This is a genomic window from Streptomyces adelaidensis, from assembly GCF_016598475.1.
Classification (GTDB): domain Bacteria; phylum Actinomycetota; class Actinomycetes; order Streptomycetales; family Streptomycetaceae; genus Streptomyces; species Streptomyces adelaidensis.
In genome coordinates this window covers 1-751 of record NZ_JAEMUX010000275.1, presented here as the reverse complement: position 1 = coordinate 751, position 751 = coordinate 1, and the positions used below count along the sequence as shown (strand labels likewise).

Here is a 751-nt window from a genome sequence, read left to right as displayed (position 1 = left end):
AGCCGGAGCCGGAGCCGGAGCCGGAGCCGGAGCCGGAGCGGGTAACCGCTGGTCCGGGTGCGGGTGGGATGCGGTTGGTCCCGGACCGGGCCGAGGGCATGGGGTGGAGGTCCTGACCTCGGAGTATCGGCGGATCATGGAGATCGTGGCCGACGCGGACGGTCCGGTGATGGCCAAGGACGTGGCGATCGCGCTGGGCCGTGAGACGACGCCGGGGAAGGTCGAGCCGGTCCGCGGGCAACTGCGCAAGCTGTCCGACCGGGGCTGGCTCGCCCGGACCGGAGCGGGCCGTTACCTGCCGCGCTGACCAGCCGGCACGGCGGCGGACCGGCCGATTCCGGCCGTAACAAGAGAGCCCCCAGCGGAAGTTGGGGTGTTTGTGAAGACAACCAGCCCCGCCGAGGACCCTCAGCATGCTGTCTACCAGGTTCAGCTTCCCGTGTCGAAGCGGACTCTCGACCTCGTCGGCGATCTGATACGCCGTGAACGCAACCGGCTGGGCACCCGGTGGCGCAAGGTCGAGCCCGGCACCCAGGCCTTGATCGTGCTCGCCGTCCTCCGCCACGACCAGCGTCTTTCCGACATGGCCGGCGGCAACCAGATTTCCGCCTCCACCGTGCGCCGCTGGGTGCAGGAGGTCCTCCGCCTGCTCGCCGCCCGTGCCCCGCGCCTGGACCGAGCTCTGAAGAAGATCGCCAAGAAGAGCGGGGTCGTCGTCCTGCTGGACGGCACCCTGATCCGCACCCGACGC

The 751-nt window shown here is 70.6% G+C and carries 2 protein-coding genes; both read left to right on the top strand.

Features of this window, described 5'->3' with window-relative positions; genetic code table 11:
• Positions 1-103 precede the first annotated feature (103 nt).
• On the top strand, positions 104-307 hold the full coding sequence (locus I8N67_RS41815) for a hypothetical protein (protein WP_200309622.1): 204 nt from the start codon (positions 104-106) through the stop codon (positions 305-307).
• 132 nt (positions 308-439) lie between these two features.
• Positions 440-751: helix-turn-helix domain-containing protein (locus tag I8N67_RS41810; protein ID WP_504740838.1), on the top strand; the 312-nt coding region annotated here is incomplete at its 3' end.